This window comes from Bradyrhizobium sp. LM2.9 (assembly GCF_054056555.1).
This window is the reverse complement of the sequence record NZ_JBSRYJ010000002.1, coordinates 7,365,690-7,381,008: the sequence shown is the minus strand read 5'-3', so window position 1 is coordinate 7,381,008 and position 15,319 is coordinate 7,365,690. Positions and strand designations below refer to the sequence as shown.

Below are 15,319 nucleotides of genomic sequence, written 5' to 3'. Positions count from 1 at the left end.
TCAGCGCTTGACAGAGGCCGTCCTGATCATGACCGTCGAGTGGATAGCATCGTGCGAACACTACCGACGAGGGCATTTTTCAGGCGGACTCCCTAGGAGCTTGCAATGCCGGTGGCTCATTGACGGTTGGAGCCTCGGTCGCCCACACCAGCGGCAACCAACGCGTTGGCACAAACCGTCTGATACGTTTCGTCTTGCAAGACGCTCGCACTGGGGAGAGTCATTCCCGGCGAGCACACGAACAGCAAATCGTCCCGCGCGTTAGACGCGGCATACCTGTGAACGCATCACACCCGGCAAACCAATGCCTCATGAAGGAGTAGCTATGCAGCCGTCAACCCTTCCGCTCTTCGGTGTCAAGGTCGTTGATTTGGGACAGTACATCGCCGGCCCGGCAGTGGCGATGATCCTCGCCGATCTTGGCGCCACTGTCGTACATATCGACCCGCCATCCGGTCCCCTCTGGGACAGCCCGGCCAATGCGACCCTTAATCGAAACAAACTGATCGTTTCGGTGGACTTAAAGACTGAGGAAGGTTTGTCGCAAGCCCAAACATTGATCAGCGACGCGGACATCGTGATCGAGAATTTCCGCCCGGGAGTGCTGCGCCGCCTCGGGATCGACTTCAGCGCTTTGCGCAAGACTCGTCCGACCCTGATTACCGTGTCCATTCCCGGCTTTGCGTCCAACGATCAACTCCGTCGCGAGTGGCGCGCATTTGAAGCGGTAATCGGGGCATCCTCCGGATTATTCACTGATTTGGGGTTGAACCGAGTATTGAGGGGTGTTGATCCATCCTTTTCGCCGCTACCTCTGGCATCGGCCTACGGTACGATGCTAGCGGTATCGGCCGCGGTGCTTGCGCTTCAGGCGCGGGAACGCAGCGGAATTGGTGACCAGATCGAGGTGCCTCTTGCATGCGCGGTGATGGAGGGACTTGCATACAGCTCGATTAGCATCGACCAGCTTCCGCTTCGCTATAAGTCGCAACGTGAGCGCGAGATCGCCCGGCGACGCGAAGCGGGCCTGCCGATGAACCTCTCCTATGAGGAAACGCAGGAACTCCTCGATCCATTTGCCCGCAACTACAGATGCAAGGACGGGCGCATGTTCTTCGTCCTCTGCTCAGCCCACAAACATCATACCAGGCGCTGTTTGCAGGTGTTGGGTCTATACGACGAGCTCCTGGCGGAAGGGCTTGTCGAAGAGATGAATACCTATCTTTCGATGCGCGACTGGCGATCTGACGTCTCCCTCAGTTCGTCCCCTTTGCCGAAATCATGGGCAGACAAGATCGCCGGGCGAATGAAGACCGTCTTTCTCACCCGCACCGCAGCGGAATGGGACGAACTTTTCGGTGAGAGCCGAATCCCCGCCGCACCGCAGCGTTGGCTGCGGGAATGGATCAGAGACGATCACGCAGAACGCGCGGGCCTGATGATCAAAGTCGATGATCCGGTGTATGGACGGATGATTCAGCCCGGACCGGTCGCCTGGCTGGAGGAGAGCGGGGAAGCGATGCTGAGCCCCGCACCGCGAAAATGGGTCGCCTTTGATGAGGCCATCGCAGCATTCTCAGGCTTACCTGTCAGGCAGCTGCCGGCAAGCAAGGCCGACAGTTCCGCGGGGTGGCTCGACGGCGTGCGAGTTCTCGATCTGAGCAATGTTATCGCGGGGCCGCACTCAGCGTGCTATCTCGCTCGCCTCGGCGCTGAGGTAATCAAACTCGACCCGGCCAGCCCGCTTTACGACAGCTCGATCACAGTGGTCTGCAGCATGACTCACATGCGCGGCAAGCGCTCGGTTCTGCTGGACATCGCATCCGCGCCTGGCCGAAAAGTTTTTGAGAGGCTCGTGAAGTCTGTTGATATTGTGATCTGGAATGCAACTGACCGCCAGGTGGCGCGGGTTGGCCTTGGTCCGGCGAGCCTCAAAGCCATCAATCCAGACGCGATCTTCTGCCAGCTCGATTGCTTCGGCGGCATCCGTCGCGGCCCCCGAAGCGATTATCTCGGTTACGAGAATCACGTACAGGCGACTACAGGCATCATGCTGAGGGCCGGCGGTTCCTCAGAAACGCCTGATGAATACGTGAATGTCGGTACTATCGATGTGATGGGCGGGTTCAGTGCAGCTCTCGCAGTTGCGGCGGCACTGTATCAGAAGGTCAGGACCGGGCAAGCAGGGCGAGCTCGCACGTCCTTATCGGCGGTGTCTGGTCTCTTGCAGATCCCATTCTGCTACGACTACGCGGGGCGTGGACCCTTCGATGAACCGGCCGGGATAGATTGCAAGGGCTATGGTGCATTGAATCGCTTCTACACGACGGCGTCCGTCCGCAGCCTCTTGCTCAGCGCATCCGAGCGCGATCTGCCGCGACTTGAACGAATTAAAGGGCTTGAGGGCGTTGTCGATGTGCCGAAGGAGGAACTGACCGACTTCCTAGCCAAAGCTATCGCCAAGGCTTCCGCAGAGAAATGGGTTTCACAATTTCATGAAGTCGGCGTCGGTGCCGCCATTTGCGAGAGTATCGCGGCCATACGATCGGAAAATTCGAGACTTGCGAGTGGTGATCCGGGGATTCGAACAAGGCAGCTACGCCTTCTCCACGTTACGTGACCATCCCAGCGGGCATGTTGTAACGCAGGCTGATCATTGCGCGATCCGTTCGGCCGTCGGAAAGATCTATGCGCTGCCTCCCGCGGAAAAATACGGCGCTTCCACGCGCCAAGTTCTGCAGCGACTACAATACCGCGACCCCGAAATTGACGCGCTATCCCGTGCGAAGGTTGTAAGCGAAAGCTGGAGCACCGAGTATTTGCCCAGCTGACGAGAAGATTACTGCTTGTGCAGCCGATCCGAACACTCAAACGGCACGAGAGATGCAGGGTCGCTTCACGGACGCACCACATAGTCGTCCGTGAAAAATCCTGAAGCAATTGAGCGGCAAAAGGAAAATGCCGGAATTTGCGGGATTGGATTTGCCAGCAACCGGTGCTTGGGAGGCGGTTTTCTTGCAAATTGATGTTTTGTGATTCCCTCGAATCTCGCGCTGTGATTCCCTGCTGCTGGCGGTGACGAGCGGAGGATTCGATGCGGCCACGGGAGCGTCGGGAGAGCGGCGATCAGGATCTGTTTCGTTCACGGCTTGACCAGATCATCGACACGGAACACGCGCTGGTGAAGCTGGCGCGGACGATCGATTGGGGATTTCTGGAGGCGAAGTTCGGAGCGGTCTACACCGATGACCCCGGCCGTCCGCCGCTGCCGACGCGCTTGATGGCGGGGCTGGCCATTCTCAAGCACACTTATGACCTGTCCGACGAGGTGCTTTGCGAGCGCTGGGTCGAGAACCCCTATTACCAGTACTTCTGCGGCGAGGAGTTCTTCCAGCACCGGCTGGTGTTCGATCGCTCGTCGCTGACGCGCTGGCGCAACCGCATGGGCGAAGAGCGGTTGCAGGCGCTGATCCAGGAGAGCCTGTCGGTGGCCGCCATGACCAGGGCGATCAAGCCGTCCGACCTATCCCAGGTGATTGTTGACACCACCGTTCAGCCCAAGAACGTGACGTTCCCCACCGATGCAAAGCTTCTGAACCGGGCGCGCGAGAAATTGGTGCGGTTGGCGAAGCTGAGCGGGGTGTCTTTGCGCCAGTCCTATGCGCGGGTGGGCGAGTTCGCCCTGATCCAGCATCAGCGCTATGCCCATGCCAAGCAGTTCAAGCGCGCCAACCGGATGCTGAAGAGGCTGCGCACCTATCTCGGCCGTGTCATCCGTGACATCGGCCGCAAGATCGAGGGCAATGCCACGCTCGATGGGAAATTTGCGAAGCTCTTGATGCTGGCGCGGCGGGTGCACGAGCAGCAGCAGCGCCAACGCGGACCGAAGGTCTATTCGCTGCATGGGCCGGAAGTCGAATGCATCGGCAAAGGCAAGGCTCACCGGCCTTACGAGTTCGGTGTCAAGGTCTCCGTCGCCACCATGCTCAAGCACGCCGCGGGTGGTCAGTTCGTCACCCATGTCAAGGCGCTGCCGGGCAATCCCTACGACGGCCATACGCTGGCGACGGTCATCCCGGAGATGGAGGCGCTGGTCGGCAATACCATCGAGCGCGCCTTCCTCGACAAGGGATACCGCGGCCACAATGCGCCGCCCGACTACAAGTTCAGGATCTTCCTCTCCGGCCAGAAGCGAGGAGTGACGCCGAAGATCAAGCGCCAACTGCGCCGCAGGTCCGCCGTCGAACCCGTCATCGGCCATCTCATGGCCGAGCACCGCATGGGCCGCAACTATCTCTGGTTCAAGCACGGCGACGCCAACAACGCCGTCCTCGCCGCCGCTGGCTACAACTTCCGCCGTCTCATCCGATGGCTCAAGCTTTTGCTGTGCCAAATCCTGGCCGCGCTCTTCACCGAGCCGATCGCCAGTCCAACCGAAATTAGGGTTCTTCACGCTCGACCACATAGACACGAATCATTTGATGCCCGAAGAGCCAAGCCGCCTATTAACCCGCGGGCAAAAGGCACCACAAATGGGAATTGAAGCGACTTACGGTCGGCGATCACGGAGCAAGCAGTCGGAAAGCCAAAGTCAGCACGAGACGCACGCACAAGGCCTCACTCCTCGACGGGATCCGTCTCGTAGACCTCGCGTAAGTCTTCGCCGGCCCGCTCTGCACGACGATCATGGCGGACCCGGGAGCGGATGTCCAGTTTCACTCAAGGGGAGGCGCGCTCACCCGCGCTCTTGGCGGGCAGATAGAGAAGTTCGTGAGCGCAAAGGGGCTACGGCGCTTGCGGCCGCGACCATCCCGGAGAGTTGCAGTATTCCTGGGTACATTGGTGTGTCGGTCTTGCCAAGGAATTCCGCGCCCCCAATGGTTCGCACCAAACTGCGTGTTTCTCTTTCGAATATGTTACCCAATGAGCGTCCTAACTGACGTAATCTGCTGTCGAGCCAGCGTTTACATCTTATCGATCGCTCGCCGTTGAGCCTTGTCGAGAAAAGCTATGAATACTATTGGTCCAGAATCTATCAGAACGATTCGTTACGCTCCCTTCCCGCGGGCCGAATACGAACATCGGGTCGACCGAGCCCAGTGTTCGATGAGAGAACATGTCATTGACGCGCTTGTGGTGACCTCCGAACACAATTTGCGATATTTTGTTGGCGAGCCTAGCACGACGCCGCAGCAGACGACTCGGCCCCGCTTTCTTCTTATTCTCTTGTCCGGTGAGGCTGTTGCAGTCGTCCCAGAGGGAATCGATCAGTTCTATGAGGAGACGACTTGGGTCAAACGTTTCCGGAGCTGGCCTAGTCCAAATCCAAAGGATGAGGGTGTATCGGCGCTCGCCGGAGCATTGCGCGAACTATTACCGGAGCATGCGAAAATCGGCATAGAGCTTGGCGCCGAAAGCAGACTTGGGTTCCCTGCGGGAGATTTCTTACGTGTTGCGGAGGCTATTAAACCTCGGAAGTTTGTCGATGCATCGGATCTGATTTTCACTCGGTTGCGAATGATCAAGTCTTCATTAGAGGTCGAGCGAATTCGAACTGTATGTCAGCTTGTCTCGGAAGCATTTGGACAACCTGACACCAAAGCTGCGTTTGGGTATGACGGAACGGGAGGCGTGTCGCCTCTTCGAGCTCGAATGCTTTAGTCGCGGTGTCGAAAAGACGGCTAAGATAGTGGGTGTTTCTGGGCGCGGGGGTTATACACGCCCCTACGGTGTTCCGAGCGACAAAGTTCTCTCTGATGGTGACCTGCTGTTTATTGATGCCGGCTGCCTGTTTGACTTTTATTGGAGCGACTTCGATCGACATTTTGCCTTCGGCCCACCCGATCGGCACACCCAAAATGCCTATCAAATCGTTTGGGATGCGACTGAAGCGGGAATCGCTGCCGTTAAACCAGGTACTCCGATCTGCAATATCTGGGGCGCAATGTCAGATGTACTAAATGGCTCAAACAATCGCGGTAAGGCCACGAACATCGGGCGAATGGGACATTCGATGGGTTTATGGATGCCGGAGTTGCCCTCGGTGCAACCTGATGACAAGACGATCCTAAGACCAGGCATGATCATCAACATTGAACCAAGCACCTCATACCCGTCATATTTTGACGGATCACCGAAGTTGATGCTGCACGAAGAGGTCGTCGTCGTGACCGAATCTGGGGCGCAGCTGCTCACTTCTCGGGCTTCTCGAACCATACCGGTTGTCGTCGAATAAAGAGAGCGGCAGATCCGCGTATGCAGCTGCCGATAACCGAAATCGCCGCTCTCCTGTGGAGTGTCCCCCGTTAGAGTGGACACTCCGCTGGTTTGATCAATGCAATGTAAGATCGCGGTCGACTAGCTACTTTCCGGCGCAAAAATCGCGGTTCTGATGGGCGCGGTCAACCATGCAGACAATAAGAAGCCCCGGCGGGGGGGGGCGGCGGGGCGATGTGAGGCCAAGATTGCGCTGGAAGTGGACTACCTTTGGAGTGACTGCTGTTCCATCACGCGACCGATGCTGATGAGGTTGTCGGCGACAACGCCGAGCCCGACCCAGCGCGTGATTCCGGCGCTGCCTTTGTAGCGGCAGCAATCGAGCCCGTGCCGCCGTTTGGCGACGCTGACGCGCCCCTCGCATCCGGTCCGCCATTTCTGGCCGTTGCGGAACCAACGCTTCTTCTGCTCGCGCTTGCGGGCGACGCTCTTGGTGGAACGATTGGGGATGCAGACGCGCTTGACGCCGCTCGCCTTCGCCGCGGCTTCATTCCTGGCGGAATAGAACCCGGCATCTGCCGCGACCAGACGTGGCGTGCGACCGAGCTTGGCTTGGTGGATTTCGATGGCCGGGATCAACAGGTCCGAATCGCTCGGCCGCCGATCATAGACTTCGTAGTCGATCACGATCTGGTTTTCGGCTTCCTGCAGCTTGACCATCTTGCCGAACTCGTTGGGCTTGCCGGCCTTGCCCTTGCGAATGATCTCCGTCGAGGGCTCGAACACGCTGACGAGCTTGTCCTCTCCGCGTGTTGCCGTGGAAGATGCGTTGCCGGGTCTGCCGCATCACCTGCCGCACCAGCGGCATCATCGCTTCCAGCTCCTGCCGCAAGCCTTGCAGCGCCAGTCGTTTCAAGATGCCCCTGGCCCGCTTCACGCCGGTGGATATCTCATGGGAGAAGCGCTTCGCTTGCCCCACCACTCGGCTCGTCGAATCAATAGCTTACGGTAGCCTTGCTTGAGCCTCTCGTGATTGAGCGGTCCTTTGGCACGTGCAATCCGCGAGATATCGAGCAGCCGCAGTTTTACGCTTCGCGTTCGCTCGCGCAGCTTGGTTCCGGCCGCGCCCGCGATCTCGGTGACCTTCTTCATGTGCGGATCAGCACCCTAACCCCGTCACCCAGCAACGTGCTGTCGGTCGGGTAATGGATGTTGGTCTCCACCACCGTCGTATCCACACGCATTCTGCGTCCCTGCGTCACCCCTTGTTGCTGCGCGATTTGCACGATCCGGTCGTGGATCTGTCTGATTGTCTCCGGATCCACAGCCAGGCCCCAGCGCCCCATCGTCTTGGCGTCCGGCATCTTGCCGCCGCCCACACGGGTGAAGTCGCGATACACCAGATTGGCGCGCACTTCACATTCCAGCACGTGATAGCTCCAGTTGCGAACATGCTTGAGGATCAACAACCGCAACACCACCTCGGCCGGCGCGCCCAGCCGACCACGACTGCGGCTCTTGTGCGGCTCTTGGGATGTCGTCTCGCCAGCGCCTCGTACACTGCACCGACGATCTGTTCATCCGCCAGAACCCGGTCAGCATGGATCATCCAACCTTCGCGAAGATCGCTCACTTCCCCGGCGATCAAGCCGTCGCCGAAGCTCAGTTGCGCTCTGCGCATCTCAATCACGTTTCTTCCTCCCCCGCGGCACCGCCACATCAGGGCGCAACAGGTCGTGATTGAACTCGCAGATCGCCTCGATCGCGTCTTTCAGCTTCTGGTAATTCTCCAGCCAGCGGCGCACCTCGGCAACGCGCTCACGCCGCACACTGAACTGGCGCACGCGTCCACCCGCATAGCTCACCGTCAGGACATGCACCTGGTGCCCTTCGCCGCGCGCGCATTTCGGGCAGCCGCTCTTGTGACGAACGGTGCGCTCCAGCAACGAACCGCGCAGCAGTTCGCCGGTGACCGGCAGCTTGCCGACAAGCTTCTCACGCGTTTGAAGGGCTCGCTTACGAATCATTCATAAGAATGAATCAATGCTGCCGCTTCAAGTCAACGCCAATCCGTTCGACCCTGCAGTTTCGCCACACCAAGCGATTCTGGCTGCCTCACAAGGCCGCCAAATTTTGCGCCGGAAAGTAGCTAGGCCATTCGGCTTCGCCCTCACAGATCCGGGCAGGCGGCTTTCCCGCACCCGGCTCTTCCCGAGGATAACCCGCGTCATATCCGCGCCTGTGCCCAAGTGCGAGTGATGCGTGGAACGGGCAGACGGAAGCGTGCCGTCAGCGTCTCGAACTCGGACCAACCCATGCGCCGGCTTTTCTGGCTGCGCCGTCTCAGACAGCGCATCCAGGTCCGACGCAGTTCGCGGTAGAAGCCGTTGAGCGCTGGATAATTGTGCGGCCGGCCGTAGTATCGAAAGCACCTTCGCCACCGTGCGCCACCGCACCATTCCGATCGAAGGGCTGCCTCTCCAAGAAGACGGCACTCGCGATGGTCTTCAAACTGCTTGAGGCCGCGCATAAAAGCTGGCGTCGTCTCGATGGCCACAACCAGTTGCCAAAATTCGTTCTCGGTGTGACATTCAACGACGGGATCGAGGTCATCGCCAAGCCGACCGACCGTCAGCCCATAACCGCCGCCGCCTGACCGGCTCCGGCCGTCACCAAAATTTGGCGATAGGTCCTTTGCCCTCTCATCGGCATCCAATTTTTGCTCTGACTCATATGGGGAACGGCTCGGGCGGCAAGATCTTTCTCTGGTTGAACAAGGGATGACGGTGCGGTCATATGTTCGGCCTGTGAACGCGGCGCCTGGCCACTGGCCACGATGATATCCGCGGAAGCAATCGCCCGATCAATTTCCCGCACTCGAAGCGCAGTGAGTCAGGCGGTCTGATTGCTACGGGGAATGTCGTCATTCGGGGATCATCCAGATTGCAGCTTGCCTCCTCGGCAGCTTTCTTCTTCCGCCGGAGAGCTCTTAAGATTAGGATTTCAGTATTGCGGCTGGCGCCTGATAGATGCCGCCTCTGACCAGCAAGGCCCAGATGGTGCGCGCAATCTTATTGGCGAGCGCCACCGATACGACCTTGACCGGCCGTCTTTGCAGCATGGTCCGAATCCAGAGCGGTACTTTCAACCCTCGTTTAGCCAGCTTGATGATTGAGGTCGCACCAACGATCAAGAGCGTCCGTAATTGCCAATTTCCACGCTTTGATATCGCCCCAAGCCTTTCTTTCCGGCGCTCGATTGTGCCCTCGGTGCTAGCCCCGTCCAAGCGGCAAAATCTCGTGCAGCCGCAAAACATCCAAGTACCGATGTCCAAACGGTAGCGGCGATGAGTTAGACTGGCCACAGCAGGAAGCTGCTACGGCAGGTGATCCGCGGAGAGCGCACCGATGTCTTCCGGCCCCGGCAAAGTTCGCTGGATCCGCATCTGCCACGGCTCGACGATCAGTGGGCGTCCGGCTGTCGAAATGGTGCCGAACTTTGGTAACGCTTGACGACGCGTGGCTTCCGAGCCTCGCTCCGCGTCATCAGCGAGTCGGCGCCCCGCAGACGACGGGCCGAAAGGCCGATGCCCAAAACCTTCAGCGAATCCGGTCGGCTAGAACGATCGCGCGCCTCATTACAATCGGGCGGGATTTGCTCACGAAAGCGGAGACCGTCACGGTCGCCGCGGAGACTGGTGTACCAAACCCGGTTGAGGCCCGCGAGATCATCGCCGAATTCCACCTGATGATCCGGCGCAAGGCTGAGGCGGGTCTCACCCCATGGATCGAGCCAGCCCGTGCGAGTCTCGCCGCATCGTTCACGCGCGGCGTAACGAGTGATGAAGGGGCGGTTCGAGCAGCGATCATCTCGCCTTGGTCCAACGGACAGACCGAGGGGCAGATCACCCGCCGCAAGCTTGTCAGGCGCCAAATGTACTGCCGGGGGAAACTCGATCTGCTTCAAGCCAGACCAGAATAAGCGGAGCTGTACCAAAAATGCGTCAGAGCCAATATTGCAAACGATGACGTAAATTGCGGTCGGCGCTCGTGGGAGAAAGCTCCGTTATCGTCGAGGCTCGCAATCAAACGATTCGGAGGAGCTGTCATGAGGCAATACGTCGGGCTAGATGTCTCGCAAAAAGAGACTACGGTTTGCGTAGAGTCAACGAGACTGGTCAAGCCATTTTTGAAGGAAAGGCTAAGTCTCATCCCGGAGATCTCTCAAAATTACTTCGTAAAGATGCGCCACAGGCGGAGCGTATCGGCTTTGAGACGGGCGCAATGGCGAGCTGGCTTTGGCATGAGCTTCGTAGGGTCGAACTCCCCGTCGTTTGCATCGATGCAAGGTATGCACATGCAGCACTGTCGGTCCGCATGAATAAGAGCGATCAGAACGATGCTCGAGGTCTTGCCGAGCTGGTGCGGGTTGGTTGGTATCGAGAAGTCAAAATCAAGAGTGAAGAGAGCCAACAGGTTCGAGCAATCCTCGTCGCGCGGTCCCGCCTTGTGTCCATGCGCCGGGATATCGAAAACCAGGTCCGCAGTCTGATCAAGGAATGTGGGTTGCTATTCCCCCGAGCCATCGGCCAACAGTTCCGCAACTTAGTCCGTGAGCTGTTGAGCGAAGGCAATCAGCTCCTCGCCGTGGTAGAGCCGCTCCTATCGATTCATGAGCATATCTGCCAGCAGCAGAGCAAATTTGAGGACGAAGTCCGCCGATTGGCGAAGTCGGACGAGACGACGCGTCCCCTGATGACAGTTCCTGGTGTCGGCGTCGTCACCGCCTTGACGTTCCGCCATACGATCGATGACCCGTCCCGCTTCCGATCGGCCTCGACAGTCGGCGCCTATCTCGGCCTCACCTCGGCGCAACCAATCTGGTGAAACTGACACTAGTGGCAAGATATCCCGATGGAACGACAGGCTTCTCCGAACCTACCTGTTCGAGGCAGCGACCGTCCTTCTCTATCGGACCAAGAAATAGTCTTCCCTGAAGGCCTGGGGGATAAGCTCGCGAAGCGGGTCGGTATGAAAAAGGCAAAGGTCGCCATTGCCCGCAAGATCGCAGTGATCCTCCACTGCATATGGGTCGATGGCACGTCGTTCGACTGGGGCCACGCGCGAGCCTGACCTTATTTTGTAAGTTCCTGGCCCGGTCAGCTGGGCCGGCGATGTCCCGCTGGGACGGTGGTCGTGGTGACCTCGGTCAATCGGCTGGTGGCGGCTCGTCCGCACGCCGTTGCAAACGATGAGGCACCCGATCCGGACATCATCATGAGGCGCTTGCGATCTCGGAAAGGACCATGACCCCAGCGACGGGCAGCGGATAGTTGAAATTTAGGTGACGGCTAATCGACCGACACTACCGAGCTGGCTATCGATCTACCGTAACCGGTATGAGCTCCCACGTCTGCGGTGATCAGCGGGCGCGAGCGTAGCGGATCGGCATCCAGTATTGGCACATGGCCTCGACGGCCGCTGGAAGATCGGCGTGGGCGTTGCGCAGAAAATCCCTGGTCTCGCGCCCGCTTCGTGCCGGTCCGAGCAACGGCCGGCCCTGATCGTCGCGACAGTGCAGCAGGATGGGCAGAAGCAGGCCATGATTGACGTTGCTGGCGTCCAGCAACGGCGCCCACGCCGACGGCCTGAGCCGCGTTGCGGCATAGAATCCCTGGCACCAGGGTCGCGGATCGACGTCGCCATTGGCTTTGCGCCGGTGCATCGGCTCGAACTGGCTAGGCGTGGTCGAAAGGATCTGGCTGATCTCGTTGTGGCGCAGCGCGACGGCGGAGATCGCTGCGAACTCCGGAGTGCCGCCGTGGTTGAAAGCATCGGCATCGATGGCGAGCAGCGGGCAGATCCAGTCGAGCGGGCTGATCGACACCGGTCCGGCCACGATCGCGGCGACGTAGCCATCGAGCATGGGGAGACTGGTGGCGGCAGGGTGCCGATCGACACGAACCTGGAGCCACCGCTCGAGCTCCGCAAGCGGCATCGCGGCTGCGGCCATCGACGACGATGCTGAATGGCGACGCGGGCTCATGCGGCGGCTTGTGCGATGCGCTCGCGGGCCGCCTTCCAGTTCCAGGCGAGCAGCTCGTGCAGCTGATGGCTCTTGGTTCGCCCAGACACGATGCGCTCCAGCACGTCGGACAAGTAGGCCTGCAGATCGAGCTCATGAAGCTTTGCTGTGTTCACGATCGACGACAGGATCGCCCAGCTCTCGGCGCCGCCTTCGCTGCCGCTGAACAATGAGTTGCGTCTTCCCATTGCAATCGGGCGCATGGAACGCTCGACCGTGTTGGGATCGACCTCGACGCGGCCGTCGCGAAGAAACAGCGTCAGTCCGTCCCAGTGATTGAGCGCGTAGTTGATGGCCTCGGCCAGCTTCGACTGGGAGAAGAGCTGGCCGACCGTTGCCGTCAGCCGCGCCTTGAGCGCCGCCATCAGTGGTGCGGTCCTGGTGCGGCGGGCGGCAAGCCGCTGCTCGGCACTGCTGCCGCGGATCTCGGCCTCGATGGCATAGACCGCCTGCAACCGTTCGATCACCTCGCGAGCGAATGGCGACTGGGTCGTCTTGTAGACCTCGACAAATTTGCGCCGGGCATGGGCGAGGCAGAAAGCGAGCTGGATCGCGCTGCCATGACCGCGGGCGAGCGCCTTGTAGGCGGCATAACCATCCACCTGGAGAATGCCGGAAAAGCCGGTCAATTGTCCGGCGATCTCCTCGGTGCCGCGGCCGCCGGCGAACACGTAGGCGACCGCCGGCGGCGCGGGGCCGCCCCACGGGCGGTCATCCATGGCATGCGCCCAGAACTGGCAGATGCGGGGGCGATGTTGTCCGGGATCGAGCACCGGCATCGGCGTCTCGTCGCAGAACACGCGCGGCGAGGCCTGGATCGTGCGCAGCTGGAGCTCATAGAGGCTCTTGAGCCACCAGGCCGCACGCTTCACCCAGCCGGCCAGCGTCGCGCGGTCGAGATGAAGGCCCTGACCGGCCAGAATCTGCACCTGCCGATACAGCGGCAGATACCAAGCAAACTTCGACACCACCACGTGGGTCACCAGCGCCGTTGAGGCCATGCCGCTCTCGATCAGTCGCGGCAGCACCTTCGCCTGCACCACGCCGTCGGTGCAGCCGCGGCAGGCGTATTTGGGACGGATCGTGCGCAGCACCCGCAGGATCGCCGGGATCACGTCCAGCACCTCGCTGACGTCCTCGCCGATCTTATGCAGGCGGCCGTCGCAACACGGGCACGCTGTCGCGTCCGGCTCCAGCACCTGCTCACAGCGTGGCAGGTGCTTGGGCAGCGCGCCGATGTTGCGGCGGGCCTTCTTGCGCGGCTTACCAGCCGGCTTGGTCGCAGCCGCATCGTCGTTGGCCGGCGCAGCTGGTGTGACGCCGGTCTCCAGATCGTCCAGCTCGAGCGCGAGCTGCTCGTCCACGAGCACCGCAAGTCACTCCGAGCGCTTCCCGAAGATCATCTCCTTGAGCGCTGCATCGCCAACGTAGCTTCTCGTTCTCGGCGTCAAGCGCGAGCACCATCTCGGTCAGAGCTGCGGTGTCGGTCGGGAGAGCGTCGGGACGAATCGCCATGATCAAACGATACATCCGCACGCCACAGCCTCCAGCGAAATCCACACGCGTCATCCGACGAGCGCCGGCTGCTTCACAGGCTTCGGCGACACACGCGTCCACTCGAGCCCGTCGAGCAGTCGCGAGCTGCGTCGCACTCAGATGTATCACGCCGTCGCGGATCGGTGGCCAGGTGAAGCGCCCTTGGTGCAGCCACTTCGTCACCAGCACCATGCCGCTGCCGTCCCACGCCAGAAGCTTCACTCTGTCCATGCGCTTGCTGCGAAAACACGAAGACGTCGCCGCAATACGGGTTCGCGCGCAGCGCTTCGCTCACCAGCGCCGACAGCGTGTGCACCGACTTGCGGAAGTCGACCGGCTGTGTCGCCAGCACCACCTTAGGGTCAGACCGTAGCGCAATCACCGGATACCCCGGAGCGCCGACAGCACCGTCGAAAGCGTCGCCAACTCCACGCCTGGCTCGACGCGGATGCGCGCTCCACTCACCTCGATCTCGATCACCCCGCAGGGCTTGGCCGGCCGCGCGGCGATCTCCAAAGGCGTCGTTTGTGCCGGCGAAATACGCTCGGACTCGCCAGCTGTCCCGCCACCGCTTCCGGCGCCAATTTGGATCGGCACGAAGTTCGGCGCCTTGCCGGCCACCGCCGCCGCAACCTGGCGGCGCCACACCGTGAGCAGCCCGCGGGAAACGCCATTGCGCCGCGCCACCTCGGAGATGTTCGCACCCTCCTCAAAGCTCTCCGCCACGATCCGGGCCTTGTCCTCGCCCGTCCACCGTCGCCGTCGGCGCTCCCCAGTGATCACCTCGACGCGACGATAGGAGTCACCTCCCTGCCTGGCATCAAGCATGGCATTTGCCATCGCTTCACCTCCACCGATCAGCTCATGCCAGGCTGTATCGCAGGCGATCCTCGCGATGGCGAGGTGGGGGCCTCATGCCGGTTACGATCTACCAGCCGCGCTCGCCCCGTCTCCGCAATCCCGACCCGCTCCGGCGGGGCGAGCGCTATCGTCTTGCCGAATGGCTTCAAAAAGAGAATTGACATCAATCCGCAGTTAAAGGGCCAAATGACAACGGGGTTACTGATCGTCGTCGCGGCGTTTGAATTGCCCACTGTCATTGCCGGTCTCGACGATGTCGCAGTGGTAGGTCAACGGTCGTGCTGTACGGTGGTGATTGGCGTCGCCGAACACGTTGGGCCATTCACCTAACGCGAGATTGGTACTGACGATCCCGGAGGCGCGGCCATAGAGCCGGCCGACTAGATGTGGCAGAAGGTGCACGTATCCGAGCTGGTCCAGAACGGATGAAGTCCATCCAGGCTCAATGCGCAGCGAGCTTATCGCTGACCTCGGCAAGTGAGTAGGTCGCCGACAATGCGCTGCGATTCATGCTTGTGCTTGACCGCAGTCGCCATAAGCTCGTCGAAGGCGGCGTTAATGCCGTAGATATTGAGTTCACCCATGAGATCGAAGAATTGGGTTTATTCCATCAGATGGTCCT

General features: G+C 60.3%; 7 protein-coding genes and 8 pseudogenes. 7 read left to right on the top strand and 8 right to left on the bottom strand.

What is annotated here, in order from left to right:
* Positions 1–325: 325 nt before the first annotated feature.
* The 4 genes and pseudogenes from ACVWW3_RS37490 to ACVWW3_RS37475 all read left to right on the top strand — a co-directional run bounded on the left by ACVWW3_RS37490 (position 326) and on the right by ACVWW3_RS37475 (position 6,235).
* Positions 326–2,831, top strand: a pseudogene (locus ACVWW3_RS37490) (CoA transferase).
* Positions 2,832–3,094: 263 nt separating this feature from the next.
* Positions 3,095–4,543: an IS5 family transposase gene (locus ACVWW3_RS37485; RefSeq protein WP_456651367.1), complete on the top strand. Its 1,449-nt coding sequence runs from the start codon at positions 3,095–3,097 to the stop codon at positions 4,541–4,543.
* Between the two features lie 467 nt (positions 4,544–5,010).
* Entirely contained in the window at positions 5,011–5,661 is a 651-nt protein-coding gene (locus ACVWW3_RS37480; protein ID WP_456672350.1) for an aminopeptidase P family N-terminal domain-containing protein, read from the top strand.
* A complete protein-coding gene (locus ACVWW3_RS37475) occupies positions 5,582–6,235 on the top strand; it encodes a M24 family metallopeptidase (RefSeq protein WP_456672349.1) in 654 nt (217 codons plus the stop codon). Before ACVWW3_RS37480 ends, ACVWW3_RS37475 begins: the two co-directional genes overlap by 80 nt.
* 245 nt (positions 6,236–6,480) lie before the next feature.
* Here the strand turns inward: ACVWW3_RS37475 and ACVWW3_RS37470 are convergent.
* Positions 6,481–7,897, bottom strand: a pseudogene (locus tag ACVWW3_RS37470) (ISNCY family transposase).
* A gap of 1 nt (position 7,898) precedes the next feature.
* Entirely contained in the window at positions 7,899–8,243 is a 345-nt protein-coding gene (locus tag ACVWW3_RS37465; RefSeq protein ID WP_456651369.1) for a DUF6788 family protein, read from the bottom strand.
* A gap of 394 nt (positions 8,244–8,637) precedes the next feature.
* Between ACVWW3_RS37465 and ACVWW3_RS37460 the strand changes: the two are divergent.
* Positions 8,638–8,872, top strand: a pseudogene (locus ACVWW3_RS37460) (IS256 family transposase); the annotation flags it as partial.
* A 339-nt stretch (positions 8,873–9,211) separates the two neighbouring features.
* Here ACVWW3_RS37460 and ACVWW3_RS37455 read toward each other — a convergent pair.
* Positions 9,212–9,567 (bottom strand): annotated as a pseudogene (locus ACVWW3_RS37455) (transposase); the annotation flags it as partial.
* A gap of 7 nt (positions 9,568–9,574) precedes the next feature.
* Here ACVWW3_RS37455 and ACVWW3_RS37450 point away from each other — a divergent pair.
* Positions 9,575–10,197, top strand: a pseudogene (locus tag ACVWW3_RS37450) (ISL3 family transposase); the annotation flags it as partial.
* A gap of 126 nt (positions 10,198–10,323) precedes the next feature.
* Positions 10,324–11,348: pseudogene (locus ACVWW3_RS37445) on the top strand (IS110 family RNA-guided transposase).
* A 289-nt stretch (positions 11,349–11,637) separates the two neighbouring features.
* Here the strand turns inward: ACVWW3_RS37445 and ACVWW3_RS37440 are convergent.
* The 5 genes and pseudogenes from ACVWW3_RS37440 to ACVWW3_RS37420 all read right to left on the bottom strand — a co-directional run bounded on the left by ACVWW3_RS37440 (position 11,638) and on the right by ACVWW3_RS37420 (position 15,099).
* Positions 11,638–12,261 (bottom strand): UPF0149 family protein, encoded by a 624-nt coding sequence (locus ACVWW3_RS37440; protein ID WP_456651370.1) that lies wholly within the window; start codon positions 12,259–12,261, stop codon positions 11,638–11,640.
* Positions 12,258–13,815, bottom strand: a pseudogene (gene tnpC / locus ACVWW3_RS37435) (IS66 family transposase). Before tnpC ends, ACVWW3_RS37440 begins: the two are co-directional and overlap by 4 nt.
* Before the next feature lie 50 nt (positions 13,816–13,865).
* Positions 13,866–14,218 (bottom strand): annotated as a pseudogene (gene tnpB / locus ACVWW3_RS37430) (IS66 family insertion sequence element accessory protein TnpB).
* Positions 14,215–14,676 carry an IS66-like element accessory protein TnpA gene (gene tnpA, locus ACVWW3_RS37425; RefSeq protein WP_456651371.1) on the bottom strand — a complete coding sequence of 154 codons (462 nt, stop codon included), beginning with the start codon at positions 14,674–14,676 and terminating at the stop codon, positions 14,215–14,217. The pseudogene tnpB and the gene tnpA overlap by 4 nt, the downstream one beginning before the upstream one ends.
* A gap of 219 nt (positions 14,677–14,895) precedes the next feature.
* Complete coding sequence (locus ACVWW3_RS37420) at positions 14,896–15,099, bottom strand: ATP-binding protein (protein WP_456651372.1); 204 nt, start codon at positions 15,097–15,099, stop codon at positions 14,896–14,898.
* Between the last annotated feature and the right edge of the window lie 220 nt (positions 15,100–15,319).